General features: G+C 74.0%; 15 protein-coding genes. 8 read left to right on the top strand and 7 right to left on the bottom strand.

Annotated features, from left to right (window positions below):
- Nucleotides 1–33: 33 nt before the first annotated feature.
- From ACZ6H8_RS02690 to ACZ6H8_RS02660, 7 genes are all read left to right on the top strand, one after another.
- Entirely contained in the window at nt 34–1,305 is a 1,272-nt protein-coding gene (locus tag ACZ6H8_RS02690; protein WP_464144161.1) for an ABC transporter substrate-binding protein, read from the top strand.
- A 119-nt stretch (nt 1,306–1,424) separates the two neighbouring features.
- Nucleotides 1,425–2,573, top strand: a complete 1,149-nt coding sequence (locus ACZ6H8_RS02685) for an ADP-ribosylglycohydrolase family protein (RefSeq protein WP_464144159.1) — start codon at nt 1,425–1,427, stop codon at nt 2,571–2,573.
- A complete protein-coding gene (locus ACZ6H8_RS02680; protein WP_464144158.1) occupies nt 2,573–3,919 on the top strand; it encodes an ADP-ribosylglycohydrolase family protein in 1,347 nt (448 codons plus the stop codon). The genes ACZ6H8_RS02685 and ACZ6H8_RS02680 overlap by 1 nt, the downstream gene beginning before the upstream one ends.
- Entirely contained in the window at nt 3,916–5,910 is a 1,995-nt protein-coding gene (locus ACZ6H8_RS02675; RefSeq protein ID WP_464144156.1) for an SUMF1/EgtB/PvdO family nonheme iron enzyme, read from the top strand. Before ACZ6H8_RS02680 ends, ACZ6H8_RS02675 begins: the two co-directional genes overlap by 4 nt.
- The gene (locus ACZ6H8_RS02670; protein WP_464144155.1) at nt 5,907–7,094 is read left to right on the top strand and encodes a CaiB/BaiF CoA transferase family protein; all 1,188 of its coding nucleotides are present in this window, start codon (nt 5,907–5,909) and stop codon (nt 7,092–7,094) included. The genes ACZ6H8_RS02675 and ACZ6H8_RS02670 overlap by 4 nt, the downstream gene beginning before the upstream one ends.
- Nucleotides 7,091–7,885 (top strand): HpcH/HpaI aldolase/citrate lyase family protein, encoded by a 795-nt coding sequence (locus tag ACZ6H8_RS02665; RefSeq protein WP_464144153.1) that lies wholly within the window; start codon nt 7,091–7,093, stop codon nt 7,883–7,885. The genes ACZ6H8_RS02670 and ACZ6H8_RS02665 overlap by 4 nt, the downstream gene beginning before the upstream one ends.
- Nucleotides 7,886–7,894: 9 nt before the next feature.
- Nucleotides 7,895–8,629 carry a hypothetical protein gene (locus tag ACZ6H8_RS02660; protein ID WP_464144149.1) on the top strand — a complete coding sequence of 245 codons (735 nt, stop codon included), beginning with the start codon at nt 7,895–7,897 and terminating at the stop codon, nt 8,627–8,629.
- A gap of 22 nt (nt 8,630–8,651) precedes the next feature.
- Here ACZ6H8_RS02660 and ACZ6H8_RS02655 read toward each other — a convergent pair whose 3' ends face one another.
- The 7 genes from ACZ6H8_RS02655 to ACZ6H8_RS02625 form a co-directional block, all read right to left on the bottom strand.
- On the bottom strand, nt 8,652–9,770 hold the full coding sequence (locus tag ACZ6H8_RS02655; protein WP_464144147.1) for a bifunctional 2-methylcitrate synthase/citrate synthase: 1,119 nt from the start codon (nt 9,768–9,770) through the stop codon (nt 8,652–8,654).
- On the bottom strand, nt 9,767–10,702 hold the full coding sequence (prpB, locus tag ACZ6H8_RS02650; RefSeq protein WP_464144145.1) for a methylisocitrate lyase: 936 nt from the start codon (nt 10,700–10,702) through the stop codon (nt 9,767–9,769). The genes ACZ6H8_RS02655 and prpB overlap by 4 nt, the downstream gene beginning before the upstream one ends.
- 17 nt (nt 10,703–10,719) lie before the next feature.
- Nucleotides 10,720–12,228 (bottom strand): MmgE/PrpD family protein, encoded by a 1,509-nt coding sequence (locus ACZ6H8_RS02645; RefSeq protein ID WP_464144143.1) that lies wholly within the window; start codon nt 12,226–12,228, stop codon nt 10,720–10,722.
- Complete coding sequence (locus tag ACZ6H8_RS02640; protein ID WP_464144140.1) at nt 12,225–12,908, bottom strand: GntR family transcriptional regulator; 684 nt, start codon at nt 12,906–12,908, stop codon at nt 12,225–12,227. Before ACZ6H8_RS02640 ends, ACZ6H8_RS02645 begins: the two co-directional genes overlap by 4 nt.
- Nucleotides 12,909–13,012: 104 nt before the next feature.
- Entirely contained in the window at nt 13,013–14,476 is a 1,464-nt protein-coding gene (locus ACZ6H8_RS02635) for a protein adenylyltransferase SelO (RefSeq protein WP_464144139.1), read from the bottom strand.
- A gap of 26 nt (nt 14,477–14,502) precedes the next feature.
- Nucleotides 14,503–14,979: a hypothetical protein gene (locus ACZ6H8_RS02630; protein ID WP_464144137.1), complete on the bottom strand. Its 477-nt coding sequence runs from the start codon at nt 14,977–14,979 to the stop codon at nt 14,503–14,505.
- 62 nt (nt 14,980–15,041) lie between these two features.
- Nucleotides 15,042–15,512: an Lrp/AsnC family transcriptional regulator gene (locus ACZ6H8_RS02625; RefSeq protein ID WP_464144135.1), complete on the bottom strand. Its 471-nt coding sequence runs from the start codon at nt 15,510–15,512 to the stop codon at nt 15,042–15,044.
- Between the two features lie 170 nt (nt 15,513–15,682).
- Between ACZ6H8_RS02625 and ACZ6H8_RS02620 the strand changes: the two genes are divergently transcribed.
- Nucleotides 15,683–16,807, top strand: coding sequence for a thiamine pyrophosphate-dependent dehydrogenase E1 component subunit alpha (locus ACZ6H8_RS02620; protein ID WP_464144133.1), 1,125 nt, complete (start codon nt 15,683–15,685; stop codon nt 16,805–16,807).
- Nucleotides 16,808–16,842 lie beyond the last annotated feature (35 nt).

Here is a 16,842-nt window from a genome sequence, read left to right as displayed (position 1 = left end):
GGAGGGAACCCCATGCACCGATCCATTCGTGCGGTGGCAGGCATCGGAGCCTGCGCCGTGCTGCTCACCGGCTGCGCCTTCGGAGGCGGCGGCGGCGAGGCCGCCACGAGCGACCCCGACGAGGAGGTCACGCTCACGTTCCAGTCGCTCGCGTTCCAGGACGCGACGATCCAGGCGACGCAGGACATCGTCGACGCCTGGAACGCCGAGCACCCCGAGACCCAGGTCGACGTGGTCCAGGGGTCGTGGGACAACGTGCACGACCAGCTCGTCACGCAGTTCCAAGGCGGCGAGGCGCCCGACATCATCCACAACGAGGCCAGCGACATGACGGGCTTCGCGCAGGACGGCTACCTCGCCGACCTGAGCCCCTACCTGTCCGACGACGTCGTCGACGCCGTCGCCGACGGGCTGTGGGACTCCGTGACGATCGGCGACGAGGTCTTCGCAGCCCCCACGGTCATGCAGTCGTACGTCGTGTTCGCGAACACGGCGATGTTCGCCGAGGCGGGCGTCGAGGTGCCCACGGGCGACGAGCTCTCGTGGGAGACGCTGCGCGAGGACGCGCAAGCGCTCACGGCAGACGGTCGCTTCGGCGTCGGGTGGGGCCTGCGGCAGCCGACGGCGGCGTTCATGAACCTGGCGCTCGGCTTCGACGGCACCTACTTCGACGTCGCCGACGACGGCTCCGCGACGATCGACGTCGGCGAGGGCGAGCTGGCCGTGCCGGAGGCCGTCCACGCCATGGCCTACGACGACGCCTCGCTCGACCCCGTCACGCTCACGCAGTCCGGCGGCGACGTGCTGCCCGGCTTCCTCGGCGGCCAGTACGGCATGTACGTAGGCGGCTCGTACCTCGCGCAGCAGATCGCAGACAGCGCCCCGGAGGGCTTCGAGTGGACGGTGCTGCCGCCGCTGGCCGGCACGGCGGGCGGCGTGCAGGGCACGAGCCCGCAGACGCTGTCGGTGCCCGCGGAGTCGGAGCACCCGGATCGCGCGGCTGCGTTCATCGACTTCTTCATGCAGCCCGAGAACCTCGCGGCGATCGGAGAGGGCGACTGCCTCATCCCCGCGAGCGAGCCGGCCCGCGCCGACCTCGCCAGCGCGACGGAGGGGCAGACGGGCTGGACCGAGATGCTCGCCTCCGGCGACACGCTCGAGGCCGCGCCGTTCCAGCTCGCCTCCGGCTACCCGCAGTGGAAGGACCAGTACGCGACGCCGCTGTTCCAGGAGTACCTCGCCGACGCCATCACGCTCGAGGAGCTGCAGCAGCAGCTCGCCGACGGATGGGAGCAGGTGGGCTGACACGGCCGGATGCGCCGGTCGGCGCCCCGCCGACCGGCGCATCCGCCCCGCCGCTCGAGGCGGCACGAACGACACGCGCGGCACGCACGCCGCACGGGACAGCACGGACAGGAGCAGCAGTGGCAGGTTCGATCGAGGACGCGGCGACGGGCGCGCTCGCAGGCTCGGCGGTGGGCGACGCCCTCGGCGGGGCGGCGGAGGGCAATCCACCCGAGGTCATCCAGCAGCGCTACGGCGGCACGATCGAGGGCATCGTGCCCCCGTTCCACGCCGACTGGCGCACGGCGAGGCCGATCGCGCCGTACCACAAGGGCGACGGGCACGTCACCGACGACACCCTCATGACGGGGCTGCTCGTCGACGTCTACGCCGAGGTGCGCAGGCACCTCACCGCCCACGACGTCGCGGAGCACCTCGTGCCGCGCATGATCGGCGAGGTGCGATGGATCCCGGAGCTCGAGGCCGAGGCGCTGCCGTTGCAGCGCGTGTTCCTCGCGGAGAAGTGGCTCGTGACGCGGCTGCACTACGGGCACGTCGATCCGCGCGAGGCCGGCGTCGGCAACGTCGTGAACTGCGGCGCGACGATGTACGTCGCACCGATCGGGCTCGTCAACGCCGGCGACCCTGCGGGCGCGTACGCCGAGGCGATCGACGTGGCCGGCGCGCATCAGTCGAGCTACGGCCGCGAGGCGGCGGGCGTCTTCGCGGCGGCGGTCGCCGCGGCAGCGGCGCCCGGTGCGACGGTCGCCGGCGTCGTCGACGCGTCGCTCGCCCTCGCGAAGGACGGCACGCGCCGTGCGATCGAGGCCGTCGTCGAGGCGGCCGAGCGTCTCGACGGATGGCGCGGCGACGGGCTCGCGGTGCTGCGCGAGGCCGTCGCGCCGTTCGACACCGTCGGCGACGCGTACCGGCAGCCGGCGCTCGACGCGCGCCTGCCGAGCCGCACGAAGGCCATCGAGGAGCTGCCTATCGCGTTCGGCATGCTCGTGGCGTGCCGCGGCGACTTCCGGGAGGCCGTGCTGGGGGCCGTGAACTACGGCCGCGACTCCGACTCGATCGCCGTCATGGCAGGGTCGGTCGCCGGTGCCCTGGGCGGCGAGGCCGCCGTGCCCGCGGAGTGGATCGACGAGGTCGGTGCCGCGTCGCGCCTCGACCTGCGCGCCCCGGGCTCCGTCATCGCGGACGTCGCCCGCGAGGTGCTCGCCGCCGACGAGGCTCGCCTCGCGGCCCGCCGCAGCGTCGCGGAGCGGCTCGGGATCGCGCGCTGATGCTGCGGCTGAGCTGGACCCAGCCCGAGGATCTCGCCGCGCACGCGCTCGCCGCGGCACGGCTCGACGGCGTCGACGTCGACGATCTCGAGGCCGCGCTCGTCGAGGCGGGCGGCTCGCTGCGGCCGCCGGCGAGCGGGGCGACGCCCCAGCGCGCATCCGAGGCGCTGCGGGCGGTCGCCGCGCGCGTGACGGACGACGCGTGCGCCAGGCCCCGCCCGCAGACGCTCGTGGAGGCCGAGCCCGACGCGTGGGACGCCATGGCGCTCGCGCCCGAGCCGCTCGCGGTGCGGCCAGGCCTCGCCGACCGCCTGCGCGGCGCGTGGCTCGGGCGTGCCATCGGCTGCCTCGTGGGCAAGCCCGTCGAGAAGATCCCGCGCGAGGGCATCCGCGCGATCGCGGAGGCGACGGGCCGCTGGCCCGTGCGCGACTACTTCACCGAGGCCGGGCTGCCGGACGACGTCGCGGCCGCGTGGCCGTGGAACCGGCGGTCGCGCCCCACGAGCCTCGACGGCGTCATCGACGGGATGCCCGAGGACGACGACCTGAACTTCGCCGTGCTCGCGCTCGTCGCGCAGGAGCGGCACGGCGAGGCGCTGGAGGTCGACGACGTCGCACGCCTGTGGCTCGAGCAGCTGCCTGCCGGCCGCATCTTCACGGCGGAGCGCATCGCGATGCGCAACCTGCTCGCGGGCGTCGAGCCCGCCGATGCCGCGACGCACGGCAACCCCTTCGTCGACTGGATCGGCGCGCTCATCCGGGCGGACGCCTACGGCTGGGCGCATGCAGGCGACCCCGCGACGGCGGCGCGGCTCGCGACCGTCGACGCGAGGCTCACCCACCGTCGGGCCGGCGTGCACGGTGCCGCGTTCATGGCGGGTGCCGCCTCGGCTGCCGTCGCGGGCGCGGCGCCGCACGAGGCGGTCGAGACGGGGCTCGCATGCGTGCCGCCGACGTCGCGGCTCGCGGGCGCCGTGCGCCTCGGACGCGACCTCGCCGTGTCGGCCCTCGACGACGAGGCTGCGCTCGACGCGCTCCACGAGCGCTACGGCGACCTGCACTGGGTGCATGTGCTGCACAACGCCGCCGTCATCGCGCTCGCCACGATCCGGGGCGCCGACGACCTCGGCCACGCCGTCGGGCTCGCGGTCAGCGCAGGCTGGGACACCGACTCGGTCGGTGCGAGCGTCGGCGGGCTCGTGGGAGCACGCGGCACCGCGGCGATCCCCGCCCGCCTCGCCGAGCCCATCCGAGGCGTCTACCGCACGACGCTCGCTGGCTTCGACGGCGTCGCCTTCGATGCGCTCGCCGAGCGCACGCTCGCCCTGGCGCAGGCCCGCGCATGATGGCGTTCGACCCCGACGAGGCCGCGACGAACACGCTCGACCCGCTCGTGCCGCGGCCCATCGACCTCCCGACCCTCGTGCCGGCCGACGGCGCGATCGACGCGGCGACGTTCGACGTCGCGAAGATCCTCGCGGCGCCAGACGACCCTGCCGACTGGCCGGCGTGGCGCGGCGCCATCGCCGCGCTCGCCACCGAGGCGCGCGGTCGCCTCGGCCACGACGACGCGGCCTACGACGCGCTGCCATGGGCGTCGCGGTGCCGCACCGCCGCGCAGATCTGGCTGTGGGACGAGCGCCTGTACGACTGGAGCACCCGCCGCTTCACGCCCGAACGGCTGCTCGCCGCCTACGACGACGTCGGCGGGCTCGACGGCCTCGTGCTCTGGCACGCGTACCCGTGCATCGGCATCGACGACCGCAACCAGTTCGACTGGTACCGCGACGTGCCCGGCATCGCCGAGCTCGTCGCCGAGCTGCAGGCCAGCGGCGTGCGCGTGTTCGTCGACTACAACCCGTGGGACGTCGGCACCCGGCGCGAGCGCGCCGACGACGGATCGCCGCGCACCGACGGCGAGGCGCTGCGGCGCACGGCAGACGCGCTCGGCGCCGACGGCGTCTTCCTCGACACGCTCAAGCACGCCGACGCGGACTTCCTCGCGTGGATGGATGGCTCGCGCGTGCCTGGCGGGCGGCCGCTGGCGCTCGAGGGCGAGTCGCGTGCCCCGAGCGAGCGTCTGCGCGACCACGTGCTGTCGTGGGCGCAGTGGTTCGCAGACTCCCGCGCGCCCGGCGTCATGCGCGCGCGCCTCGTCGAGCGACGGCACATGCTGCACTCGGTGCGGCGCTGGAACCGCGACCACGCGGAGGAGCTGCAGTCGAGCTGGATGAACGGCGTCGGCGTGCTCGTGTGGGATGCCGTGTTCGGCGTGTGGGTGGGCTGGAGCGCCCGCGACCGCTCGACGCTGCGGCGCATGGCGCGCGTGCAGCGGGCGTGCCACGCGCTGCTCGAGCAGGGGGAGTGGACCCCGCTGGGCGGTGCGAGCGCCGAGGCGGCCGCCGAGGGCGTGTTCGGCTCGACCTTCGCCCTCGGCGACGTGACGCTCGTGACGTTCGTGAACCGCGACGCCGTCGACCGCGAGGGCCCCTACCTCGCGCCGGACGTCGCGGGCGTCGCCGCGTGGGACGTGACGGCGGGCGAGCGGGTCGATCGCGTCGTGCGCATCCCCGCCCACGGCATCGCAGGCGTCGTCGTCGTCCATGGCGCGGAGCCCGAGTGGCTCGCAGGCCTCGTCGCTGCGGCGGCGGCGGATCCGCACGACGCGGATGCCGCCTTCCCCGCCAGGGCGTCGACGCTCGTGCCGCACGCGCCCTCGACCGGGACGCCTCCCGCCGACGCCGTGCGCATCGCGCCCGGCACGCGCCGCCACGTCGTCGAATGGCGACGCCGCGAGACGGGGCTCGACGGCGAGGCGCCGTACGTCGAGGAGTGGAAGCCGCTGCCACCGCGCCTGCACGACGTGCAGCGCCTCGAGCGCATCGCCCATCTCGGCGCCGTCGCCGTGGCACGCGAGCCCGTCACGGCAGGCGAGCTCGCCGCGTGGCGTGGCGCGCCGGGCTCTGCGGAGCCGCACGTCGCGGCCACGCGCGTCGACCTCGACGAGGCGCGTGCCTACGCTCGCGCACACGGTGCGAGGCTGCCGACCGATGCCGAGTGGCGGGAGGCGGCGGCGTCGCTGACGCGGCCGGCGCCGAGCCCGTGGGAGTGGACCGCCACCGAGCGCACCGACGGCGTCACGCGCCGCGTGCTGCTCGTGGGCGGCAGCGGCCGGGCCGTCGTCGGATCCGACTGGTACGCCGACGGCGGCCAGCAGCCGCCGGAGCGCGTGCTGTCGTGGCTGCGCACCGGGCTCGACCGCAGCGACGCCATCGGCTTCCGCCTCGCGTGGGATCTCGACGACGACGCCCACCTCGACACGACGGAGGACGCATGACCGGCCCGCTCGCGGGCGTGCGCGTCATCGACGCATCCACGCTCTTCGCAGGACCCCTCGCCGCGACGTTCCTCGGCGACTTCGGCGCCGACGTCACGAAGATCGAGCATCCGCGGCGTCCCGACGCCGCCCGTGGCCACGGGCAGGCGAAGGACGGCGTGAACCTGTGGTGGAAGACGCTCGGCCGCAACAAGCGCGCAGCGACCATCGACCTGTCGAGCGTCGACGGCGGCGACCTGCTCGTCGATCTCGCGACCGACGCCGACGTGCTCGTCGAGAACTTCCGGCCGGGCACGCTCGAGCGATGGGGCATCGGCCCGGATCGGCTGCTCGCCGCGAACCCTCGCCTCGTCATCGCCCGCGTCACGGCGTTCGGGCAGACGGGGCCGATGTCGCGCCAGCCGGGCTTCGGCTCGATCGCCGAGGCGATGAGCGGCTTCGCAGCCATCACGGGCGAGCCGGACGGGCCGCCCATCCTCCCGCCGTTCGGGCTCGCCGACGGCGTGACGGCCCTCGCGACCGCGTATGCGACGTCGATCGCGCTGCGGCACGCGGAGCGCACGGGCGAGGGGCAGGTGATCGACATGGCGATCATCGAGCCCATCCTCATGCTGCTCGGCGGCGGCATCACCGCATACGACCAGCTCGGCTACCTGCAGCCGCGCACGGGCAACCGCTCGGTGAACAACGCGCCGCGCAACGTCTACCGCACGCGCGACGACCGCTGGGTCGCGGTCTCGTCGTCGTCGCAGTCGATCGCCGAGCGCGTCATGACGCTCGTGGGCCGTGCCGACGTCGTCGCGCAGCCGTGGTTCCAGAGCGGCCGTGATCGCGCGGCGCACGTCGACGAGCTCGACGACGCCGTGGGCGGCTGGATCGCAGCGCGCGACCTCGTCGACGTCGTCGCGGCGTTCGAGCGGGTCGAGGCGGCGATCGGCGTCGTCGACGACGTCGCGGGCGTGCTCGCGAATCCCCAGTACGACGCGCTCGGCACGATCCTCGAGATCGACGACGACGAGCTCGGCAGGCTCAGGATGCAGAACGTGCTCTTCCGCCTGTCGGCGACGCCGGGCGCGGTGCGGCACACGGGCAGGCGGCACGGTGCCGACACCGCGGCGGTGCTCGCCGAGGTGGGCGTCACGGCCGAGCAGCTCGCGGCGCTGCGCGAGCGGGGCATCGTATGACCGTCGCGCTGTACGTGCCCGGCGATCGGCCGGACCGGTTCGCGAAGGCCGTCGCGGCAGGCGCCGACCTCGTGATCCTCGACCTCGAGGATGCCGTGGCGGCGAGCGCGAAGGATGCGGCGCGCAGCGCGGTCGACGCGTGGCTCGCCGAGCACGGCGGCGCCGGGCTGCAGGTGCGCGTCACGGCAGGCTCGGCCGCGGACCTCGCGATGCTCGTACGCCACGACGTGGACGTCCGACTGCCGAAGGTGCGCGGCGCGGCCGACGTCGACGCCGTCGTCGACCGGCTCGAGCGGCCGATCCACGCCCTCGTCGAGGATGCCGCGGGCCTGACGGCGCTCGACGAGATCGCCAGCCACCCCGCGGTCGCGACGATCGCGATCGGCGAGGCCGACCTGCGTGCCGATCTCGCCGCGACGAGCCCCGCGATGCTGCAGCACGCGCGCATCCTGCTCGTCGTCGCCGCACGCGCCGCAGGGCTCCCCGCGCCGCTGCTGGCCGCCTACCCCGGCATCCGCGACCTCGATGGGCTCGCCGCCGACACGGCCGCGGGCGTCGCGCTGGGGTTCGGCGGTCGCACGGCGGTGCATCCGGCGCAGATCGCGGTGATCCGGCAGGCGCTCGCACCGTCTCACGAGGAGGTGGCGTGGGCGCGCGCGGCGCTCGCGGCGCTCGACGGCGTCGGTGCCGGCGTCGCGACGCTCGCGGACGGCGCGATGGTCGACGAGGCGATGGCGAGCCGCGCGCGTGCGATCCTCGCGCGCACCGGCAGCGACACCGCGTTCCGATAGCATCCGGCCATGGGTGCCGTCCGCGCGAAGCGCAGCACGCCTCCGCGTCCCGCGTTGAGCCTGCGCATCGCGCTGCTGCTCGTCGCGATCGCGCTGCTCGTCCCGACGCTCACCTCGCTCGCGCACCTGCTGGCGGTCGCGTACGCCGGAGGCCCGGAGGGCTCGCTGCAGACGTATCAGGTGCGCCTGTGCAGGCGTGGCAACTGCCTCGGCGACGGCGCGCAGGCGGGGCCGACGTCGGTGGCGACGGCCGGCGCCGTGCTCGCGCTGCCGTGGATGGTCGCGGGCGTCGGGCTCGTCGTGGCGCTGCTCACGCGTCGGCGCGGGTGGATGACCGTGCCGCTCACGATCGTGCACGCCATCTTCGTGCTCACGCTCTGGAACCAGCTGGCGTACGCCGCGGCCGGTGGCGCGTGGTGGGGGCAGGTGCTGCTCGTGGCGATCCTGCTCGGCCTGCCGCTGGCGATGGTGGGGCTCGGCGAGCTCGCGATCCCGGTGTGGCGGCAGCCGAGCCGGCAGGAGCCGGAGCCCCCCGTGCTCGCGGGCGCAGGCGGGTCCATTGCCGCGCAGGCCGCGCGCGGCCGGGCGTGGACGCCGCCGACGCCGCCTGCCGACGCGCGCCTGACAGGCCTCGGCGCGCTCGCGCAGGCGTTCCCCAAGCTCGAGGCGCAGCGCGTCGCGGGCGTCCCGGCCGCGCCCGTCGTGGCGCCGCCTGCGCCGCCGACCGCCGCACCGCGCGGCTAGCGTCGCGGTGCGGCGGCGACGCTCATGCGCCGGGCACGTGCCGCTCGTCGGGGCCGTCGTAGGCCGCCAGCGGGCGGATGAGCGCGTTCGCGGCCGCCTGCTCCATGACGTGCGCCGTCCAGCCGGTGATGCGCGATGCCACGAACAGCGGCGTGAACGTGGGGGTGTCGAACCCCATGAGGCGGTACGCGGGACCCGACGGGTAGTCGAGGTTCGGGTGGATGCCCTTGCGCTCGACGAACTCGCGCTCGAGCTCCTCGTACAGCGCGAGCATGTCGTGCGCGTCGTAGTGCTCGACGAGCGCGTCGAGCGCCGCCCGCATCGTCGGCACGCGCGAGTCGCCGTGCTTGTAGACCCGGTGCCCGAAGCCCATGATCTTGCGCTTCTCGGCGAGGGCCGCATCGAGCCACCCCGACACCTTCGAGGCATCGCCGATCTCGTCGAAGAGGTGCATGACGGCCTCGTTGGCGCCGCCGTGCAGCGCGCCCTTCAGCGCACCGATCGCGCCGACGACCGCGGAGTACAGGTCGGCCGTCGTCGACGTGATGACGCGTGCGGTGAACGTCGAGGCGTTGAACGAGTGCTCGGCGTACAGCACCATCGAGCGCCGGAACGCGTCGACGACGACCGGCTCGGGCTCCTCGCCGAACGTCATCCAGAGGAAGTTCGCCGAGTAGTCGAGGTCGTCGCGCGGGGCGACGATGTCCTGGCCGCGCCTGCGTCGCTGGTCGTACGCGACCATCGCGGGGATCCTGGCGAGCAGGCGCACCGACTTGTCGAGGTCGGATGCCGGGGATGCGTCGTTCGCATCGGGGTCGTCGGCGCCCGTCGCCGACACCGCGGTGCGCAGCACGTCCATGGGGTGCGCGGTGTCCGGCGAGCGGTCGATGAGCTCGCGCGTGAGCGGATCGAGCGCACGGTCGCCGCGCTCCTGCCGCTGCAGCGCGTCGAGCTCGGCCTCGGTGGGCAGCTCCCCGTGCCACAGCAGATGCGCGACGGCCTCGAACGACTGCGTGTCGGCCAGCTCCTGCACGGGGTAGCCGCGGTACAGCAGGCTGTTCGTGTCCGGGTTGACCTTCGAGATCGCCGTCGTGTCGACGACGACGCCCGCGAGGCCCTTCTTGATGTCCTGGTCGGTCATGGCCGCTCCTTCGCGTCGGTGGTGCCGGTGGGTGCGCCGGGCACCTCGAAGTCGAACACGCCCGCGTCGAACGACGCGTACGCCTCGTAGTCGTTGAGCTCGTAGAGCCTCGCCCGAGTCTGCATGGTCTGCACCTGCGACGCCAGCGACCCCTCGTCGACGAGCGCGTCGAGCGCGCGCTCGATGGCGCCGAAGGCGACGCGCAGCAGCGACACGGGATGGATGACCATGCTCACCCCGACGTCCTCGAGCTGCTGCGCCGTCCACAGCGGGCTCTTGCCGAACTCCGTCATGTTCGCGAGGATCGGCACCTCGACGGCGGCTCGGATCGCGGCGAACTCGTCGAGCGAGCCCATGGCCTCCGGGAAGATCGCGTCGGCTCCCGCGTCGACGAGCGCCTTCGCGCGGTCGGCGGCTGCGCCGAGCCCCTCGACGCCGCGCACGTCGGTGCGGGCCATGATGACGAGCCCGGGGTCGCGGCGCGCGGCGACCGCGGCGGCGATGCGCTGCGACGCGACGGCGAGCGGCACGACCTCCTTGCCGTCGAGGTGCCCGCATCGCTTGGGGTTCACCTGGTCCTCGATGTGCAGGCCCGCGACGCCTGCATCCTCGAGCTCGTGGACGGTGCGCGCGACGTTCATCGGCTCGCCGAAGCCCGTGTCGGCGTCGACGAGCACGGGCAGCGACGTCTGACGTGCGACCTGGTGCGCGCGCTGCGCGACCTCGGTGAGCGTCGTGAGGCCGATGTCGGGCAGGCCGAGCTCCGCCGCCATCACGGCGCCCGAGAGGTAGACGCCCTCGAACCCCTTGGCCTCGATGAGCGCGGTCGACAGCGGCGTGAACGCGCCGGGGAAGCGTTGGATGCGCCCGGACGCGAGCCCGAGACGGAACGCCTGCCGCTTCGCGCGGGCGTCGATGGGGGAGGAGAGCACGAGTGGATCCCTTCGCGTCAGAACAGGCCGCGGGTGGTCGCGGGCACGATGAGGCCCGCTGGGGCTGCGACGGTCAGCTGCCGGACCTCGTCGGCCGTGAGCTCGGGCAGGCGCTCGGCGAGGCCGATGAAGCGGGTCAGCTCGCCTGCGTCGACGACGCCGTCGGCGAGCGTGTGCAGCTTCTCGAGGTACTGGGCCCTCGCGAACGGCCGCGCCCCTGCCGGGTGCGCGTCGGCGACGGCGATCTCGTCGACGATGCGCTCGCCGGTCGTCAGCGTGATCTCGATGCGGCCGCCGAACGCCTTCACCGCGGGGTCGGGGTCGTGGTAGCGCCGCGTCCACTCGGCGTCCTCGACCGTCGTGACCTTCCGCCACAGCTCGATGGTGTCTGGCCGGCCCGCACGCTCGGGCGCGTACGAGTCGACGTGGTGCCAGCCGCCGTCCTGCAGCGCGACGGCGACGATGTACGGGATCGAGTGGTCGAGCGTCTCGCGCGACGCCGTCGGGTCGTACTTCTGCGGGTCGTTGGCGCCCGAGCCGATCACGAAGTGCGTGTGGTGGCTCGTGTGCAGCACGATCGAGTCGACGTTCGCCGCCTCGCGCAGCTCGGGGCGCTCGGTGCCGAGGCGACGGGCGAGGTCGATCCACGCCTGCGCCTGGTACTCGGCCGAGTGCTCCTTCGTGTACGTGTCGAGGATCGCCCGCTTCGGCTCGCTGAGCGCGGGCAGCGGCACCTCGTAGCGCGCCTCCCAGCCTCCCAGCAGCCAGGCGATGACGCCGTCCTCGCCCTCGTAGATGGGCGTGGGGCTCGTCTGGCCGCGCATGGCGCGGTCGACGGCCTCGACGGCCATCTTGCCTGCGAAGGCGGGCGCGTGCGCCTTCCACGTCGAGATCTCGCCCTTGCGGGACTGCCGCGTCGCGGTCGTCGTGTGGAGCGCCTGGCCGACGGCCTGGAAGATCGTCGCGGCGTCGAGGCCGAGCAGCGTGCCGATGCCGGCAGCGGCCGAGGGGCCCAGGTGCGCGACGTGGTCGATCTTGTGCTCGTGGAGGCAGATCGCGCGCACGAGGTCGACCTGGATCTCGTAGCCGGTCGCGATGCCGCGCACGAGCGCTGCGCCGTCGGCGCCGACGTGCTGGGCGACGGCGAGGATGGGCGGGATGTTGTCGCCGGGGTGCGAGTAGTCGGCGGCGAGGAACGTGTCGTGGAAGTCGAGCTCGCGCACCGCGACGCCGTTGGCCCACGCCGCCCACTCGGGGCTCACGCGGTCGTCGATGCCGAAGACCGACGCACCGGGTGCGGACGGGTGCCGCTGCGCCTGCTCGCGCGCGGCGGTCACGGGGGCGCGCGTGAGGCTCGCGATCGCGACGGAGGCGTTGTCGAGCACGCGGTTCACGATCATCTCGGTCACGTCGGCGTCGATCGCGACGGGGTCGGTCGCGACCTCGGCGATGCGCCATGCCAGCTGCTGCTCGCGCGGCAGGGGCTCGGCGCTGCGGTGGGCGCGAAGGTGGTGGAGCTCGGTCATGGGGTCCTCTCGTCGGCGGGGTCGTCGGACGCGTCACGGGCGTCGGGGGATGCTGGGGCCAGGGCGAGCTCGACGCTCGCGAGGGCGTGGTGGAGGTGCACGTGCGTGGCGTGGGCGGCGAGGTCGCCGTCGCCGACGGCGATGGCACGGGCGATGAGCGCATGCTCGGCTGCGGAGGCGCGCAGTCGCTCGGGCCGGTCGCTCGCGAGCCTGCGCACCCTGCCGAGGTGGGCGCGCACGGGCTGCAGCGCTCGTGCGAGGAAGTCGTTGGCGACGGCGGCCTCGATCGCGGCGTCGAGCTCGGCGACGCGCGCGTAGTAGGCGGCGACGTCGGCGGTCGCGTCCGCGCGCTCGAAGGTGGCCGCGAGGACCGCGAACGCGGAGCGGTCGGCGTCGCCGCGCGACGCCGCGAGCCTCGCGGCGGACTCCTCCAGTGCGCGCCGCACGGCGAAGAGGTCGCGGATCTGCGCGAGCGACACGTCGGCGACGACCGTGACGCGAGCGCTGCGCTGCACGACGAGCCCCTCGGCCTCGAGTCGATCGAGCGCCTCGCGCAGCGGCGTCCTGCTCACGCCGAGCCTCGCGGCCTGCTCCACCTCGCCGAGCACGGTGCCGGGTGCGAGGGCCCCGGACTGGATGTCGTCGCGCAGCGTGCGCGTCACTCGCTCGCTCGCCCGCATCGCATCCCCCATCGGCCACCGTCGCGCCCCAGTGTATGCACTCCCGGCCTTCGCGCGACAGACGGGACATCGATGCTCGCCGTGTGGATGCACTGGCGGCGAGGTCAGGTGCCGCAGAAGGTCCGGTAGGCGCCGAAGGTCTCGGGTGCAGGCTCGGCGTACCGCTCGAAGCCCGCACGCTCGGCGTACGGCATCGTCACCGCATCCAGCAGCCGCTCGAACGGCGCGAGGTCGCCGTCGGTCGCGGCGTCGAGCGCCTCCTCCACGAGATGGTTGCGAGGGATCACGACGGGATTCGTCGCGGCCATCGCCTCGGCATCCGGACGCAGCGCCATCCACCGCCGAGCCCAGGCGTCGAACCCCGGCGCCGCGCCCAGCAGCGCGTGCATCCTCGCGTCGTCGCCGCGCGCGGCGTCGGTGAGCGCTCGGAAGCACGACGTGTGGTCGGCGCGCGTCGTCTGCAGCATGTCGACGAGCTCGCCGACGAGCGCGGACGCCGCCTGCGCATCCTGGTGCTCGCGGAGGCCGAGCTTCGCGAGCATGCCTGCGGTCCAGGCGCTCGCGTGCTGCGGCCCGAAGTCGTCGAGCGCCGACTGCGCGAGCGCGAGCGCTGCGCCCGGGTCGTCGTCGAGCACGGGCAGGAGGGCCTCGGCGAGTCGGGCGAGGTTCCAGGCGGCGATGCCCGGCTGGTTGCCGTAGGCGTAGCGGCCGTCGACGTCGATCGAGCTGTAGACCGCGTGGGCGTCGAAGGCGTCGAGGAAGGCGCACGGGCCGTAGTCGATGGTCTCGCCCGAGAGCGTCATGTTGTCGGTGTTCATCACGCCGTGCACGAAGCCGACGAGCATCCACTGCGCCACGAGCTCGGCCTGCGCGGCGATCACGCGCTGCAGCAGCGCCAGGCTCGGGACCTCCGCGTCGACCAGGTCGGGATGATGCCGGTCGACCGCGTGATCGACGAGGCGACGCAGCAGGGCCCGGTCGCCGGAGGCGCTGGCGTGCTGGACGCTGCCGACGCGCAGGTGGCTGCTCGCGGTCCGAGCGAGCACGGCGCCGGGCAGCGTCGTCTCGCGACGCACCTCCGCGCCCGTGGCGACGACGGCGAGCGAGCGCGTCGTGGGGATGCCGAGCGCGTGCATCGCCTCGCTGACGAGGTGCTCGCGCAGCATCGGGCCGACCGCCGCGAAGCCGTCGCCCGCCCGTGCCGTCGGCGTGCGCCCCGAGCCCTTGAGGTGGAGGTCGATGAGTCGCCCGTCTGGAGCGCGCAGCTCGCCGAGCAGCAGGGCGCGTCCGTCGCCCAGGCGCGGCGAGTAGTGGCCGAACTGGTGGCCTGCGTGGACCTGCGCGACGGGCTCGGCGCCCTCCGGCACCAGCGCGCCCGTGAGCAGTCGCACGCCGCTCGGCGTGCGCAGCTCCTGCGGATCGAGACCGAGCTCCGCCGCGAGCGGCTCGTTGAGCACGAGCAGCCGCGGGTCGGGAGGCTCCGCGGCGCGCCAGGGGATCGCCATCTCCGGCAGGGCGCTGGCGAAGCGGCGCTCGAGGGCGATGGTCGGCTGCGGTGCAGTGGCCATGTGGCCGAGCGTACGCGCGTCCAGCGTCAGCGCGACCCGAGGTTCGACAGCGCCGCGCCGAGCCCGGCGACCACGAGCACGACGATGCCGAGCACGTGCACGACGCGGCCGACGACGAGCATGGGCAGGTCGCGCCCGTCGTAGCCGGCAGGGCGGAACATGAGGCCGCGTGCGCCGCGGCTCCAGCCGATGCGGAACCCGATGCGACGCAGCGCGTGCGACGGCGCGGAGAACGCGGCGCCGGCGCGCTCGCGCGGCGCCTTCCACGCCGCCTGCGCCGCATACCAGGCGATGACGACGAAGGGCATGGCGAGCGTCGCGCCCCACGCCACGAGCGCGACGCCGATCGCCGTGCCCGCGCCGCCCTCCAGCGCCGTGGCCAGTGCGATGCCTCCCGCTGCGAGGCCCACGCCTGCAGGCACGAGGACGATGCCCCATGCCCAGCCGGGATGCGCGCTCCCGTGCGGCGCGCGCCGCACGCGTCCTGCGTCCTGCCAGGTCATGCCTGCCTCCTCGTTCGCCTCCACGCTAGGCCGAGGCGGCTGGACGCTCGGCGGCGCGCCGGCTACGCGCCGAGGTCGCGCTCGAGCACGGGCGCGAGACGGAAGGGGATGAGCTCGCCCATCGACAGCCACGTCTCGGTGCGCACGACGCCGTCGCACTGCAGCACGAGCTTGTTCACGCGGTACAGATCCTCGGCGTCCTTGCAGACGCAGCGCACGAGCATGTCGGCCTGGCCCGCGATGCCGTGCGCCTGCACGACCTCGGGGATCTGCTGCAGCTGCGCGACGACGAGGTCGATCTTCGGCTGGTCGACGTGCGTCGCCATGAACACCGTCAGCGGGTAGCCGAGCGCCTCGGCGTGCAGCCTGCGATCGAAGCCCTGCAGCGCCTCGGAGCCCTCGAGCGCCTGCACGCGTGCCTGCACGGTGTTGCGAGCGAGGCCCAGCCGCTCGGCGATCGCGACGATCGTCGAGCGCGGGTGCTCGGTCATGGCGAGCAGGATCTTGCGATCGGTGTCATCGACGACGCGCATGCACCGCATCCTATGCCTCTCGCATGCATGCGGGAAGCATTCTGCGCAATCGGGCGCGTCGGGATTGCTCGATCTGCTCGACGTCGTTAGCGTGGCATGCGCAGGGTCTCGACAGGGGCCCTCGCACCGGGGATGCACCCACGAGGTGCGTGAACGAGGAGGTTCCGCCCATGTCGCTGACCGTACCCGCGCCCGTGCCGGCGCTCGCAGCAGGGCTCGACGAGCCGCTGAGCGTGCTGCACCCGGACGGATCCCGCCACGCGAGCGAGCTGCTCGACGCCCACCTGGGCGACGTCGACGAGCATGCGCTCACCGATCTCTACGTCGACCTGTCGATCCTGCGCCGCATCGACGCCGAGGCGTTCGCGCTCACGCGCCAGGGCGAGCTGCTGCTGTGGCCGCCGTCGCAGGGGCAGGAGGCTGCGCAGATCGGCTCGGGGCGCGCGCTGCGCGACACCGACTTCGTCTTCGGCTCGTACCGCGAGCACGGGCTCGCGTACCTGCGCGGCGTCGACCAGGGCGAGGCGATGCGGGTGTGGAAGGGCGTGCAGCAGTCGGGCTGGGATCCGATGGAGCACCACCTCGCGACGCCGCAGATCATCATCGGCGCGCAGTCGCTGCACGCGACCGGCTACGCGATGGCCTCGACGCTCGACGGCTCCGACGACGTCGCCGTCGCCTACTTCGGCGACGGCGCGACGAGCGAGGGCGACGTCAACGAGGCGATGGTGTTCGCCAGCGCGTTCCAGGCGCCCGTGATCTTCGTCTGCCAGAACAACCAGTACGCGATCTCCGAGCCCGTCGCGGTGCAGTCGGGCTTCCCGCTCGCGCTGCGCCCCACGGGCTTCGGCATCCCCGCGCTGCGCGTCGACGGCAACGACGTGCTCGCGATGCTCGCCGCCACGCGCATCGCCGTCGAGCGCGCGCGCTCGGGCGGCGGCCCCACGTTCATCGAGGCCATGACCTACCGCATGGGCCCGCACACCTCCACCGACGACCCCAAGCGCTACCGCGACGAGGACGAGGTCGCCGCGTGGCGCGCGAAGGATCCGATCGTGCGGCTCGAGCGGCACCTCGAGGCGCTCGGCGCCCCCATCGAGCGCATCCGCGAGGAGGCGAAGATCCGCTGCGACGCCGTCGCGAAGGAGCTGCGCGCCGCCGTCACCGCCGTCGACGTGCCCGACCCGCGCGCGCTCTTCGACCACGTCTACACGGCGCCCACGAAGCGCCTGACGCGACAGCTCGCCGAGCACGACGCGTTCGTCGCGAGCGTCGAGGGCGAGGAGCACGCGTGAGCCAGCAGCAGCCCGTCCTCGAGCAGCAGCCGGAG

This window comes from Agrococcus sp. AC640b, from assembly GCF_979255995.1.
The sequence above is the reverse complement of the archived record's forward strand: the minus strand, read 5'-3'. Positions and strand labels throughout refer to the sequence as shown.